The sequence below is a fragment of the Pectobacterium hainanensis genome, assembly GCF_046237015.1.
In the GTDB taxonomy this organism is placed as follows: domain Bacteria; phylum Pseudomonadota; class Gammaproteobacteria; order Enterobacterales; family Enterobacteriaceae; genus JBJYIN01.
In genome coordinates, this window is record NZ_JBJYIN010000037.1 from 1 (window position 1) to 1,751 (window position 1,751).

Annotated in this window: 1 rRNA gene; it reads right to left on the minus strand. The window is 52.0% G+C overall.

Features of this window, described 5'->3' with window-relative positions:
- Nucleotides 1–50 precede the first annotated feature (50 nt).
- A 16S ribosomal RNA gene (locus tag ACKPVM_RS20395) occupies nt 51–1,590 on the minus strand.
- Between the last annotated feature and the right edge of the window lie 161 nt (nt 1,591–1,751).

Here is a 1,751-nt window from a genome sequence, read left to right on the forward strand (position 1 = left end):
TTTCATCAGACAATCTGTGTGAGCACTTCACTCAATCCACATCTTCTTGGTAAGGAGGTGATCCAACCGCAGGTTCCCCTACGGTTACCTTGTTACGACTTCACCCCAGTCATGAATCACAAAGTGGTAAGCGCCCTCCCGAAGGTTAAGCTACCTACTTCTTTTGCAACCCACTCCCATGGTGTGACGGGCGGTGTGTACAAGGCCCGGGAACGTATTCACCGTGGCATTCTGATCCACGATTACTAGCGATTCCGACTTCATGGAGTCGAGTTGCAGACTCCAATCCGGACTACGACATACTTTATGAGGTCCGCTTGCTCTCGCGAGGTCGCTTCTCTTTGTATATGCCATTGTAGCACGTGTGTAGCCCTACTCGTAAGGGCCATGATGACTTGACGTCATCCCCACCTTCCTCCAGTTTATCACTGGCAGTCTCCTTTGAGTTCCCGGCCGAACCGCTGGCAACAAAGGATAAGGGTTGCGCTCGTTGCGGGACTTAACCCAACATTTCACAACACGAGCTGACGACAGCCATGCAGCACCTGTCTCAGAGTTCCCGAAGGCACCAAAGCATCTCTGCCAAGTTCTCTGGATGTCAAGAGTAGGTAAGGTTCTTCGCGTTGCATCGAATTAAACCACATGCTCCACCGCTTGTGCGGGCCCCCGTCAATTCATTTGAGTTTTAACCTTGCGGCCGTACTCCCCAGGCGGTCGATTTAACGCGTTAGCTCCGGAAGCCACGCCTCAAGGGCACAACCTCCAAATCGACATCGTTTACAGCGTGGACTACCAGGGTATCTAATCCTGTTTGCTCCCCACGCTTTCGCACCTGAGCGTCAGTCTTTGTCCAGGGGGCCGCCTTCGCCACCGGTATTCCTCCAGATCTCTACGCATTTCACCGCTACACCTGGAATTCTACCCCCCTCTACAAGACTCTAGCTTGCCAGTTTCAAATGCAGTTCCCAAGTTAAGCTCGGGGATTTCACATCTGACTTAACAAACCGCCTGCGTGCGCTTTACGCCCAGTCATTCCGATTAACGCTTGCACCCTCCGTATTACCGCGGCTGCTGGCACGGAGTTAGCCGGTGCTTCTTCTGCGGGTAACGTCAATCGGCAAGGTTATTAACCTTACCGCCTTCCTCCCCGCTGAAAGTGCTTTACAACCCGAAGGCCTTCTTCACACACGCGGCATGGCTGCATCAGGCTTGCGCCCATTGTGCAATATTCCCCACTGCTGCCTCCCGTAGGAGTCTGGACCGTGTCTCAGTTCCAGTGTGGCTGGTCATCCTCTCAGACCAGCTAGGGATCGTCGCCTTGGTGAGCCGTTACCTCACCAACAAGCTAATCCCATCTGGGCACATCCGATGGCAAGAGGCCCGAAGGTCCCCCTCTTTGGTCCGAAGACGTTATGCGGTATTAGCTACCGTTTCCAGTAGTTATCCCCCTCCATCAGGCAGTTTCCCAGACATTACTCACCCGTCCGCCGCTCGTCACCCGAGAGCAAGCTCTCTGTGTTACCGCTCGACTTGCATGTGTTAGGCCTGCCGCCAGCGTTCAATCTGAGCCATGATCAAACTCTTCAATTTAAGATTTGTTTGATTTGCTGAACTCGTCAGCGATGCTCAAAGAATTAAAACTGTTTATTCGTAATGAATTTACTGTTGTTCACTCTTCAAGACTTTTTATATCGTCAAGATACGGTCTTGTGAGTGCCCACACAGATTGTCTGATTAAATTGTTAAAGAGC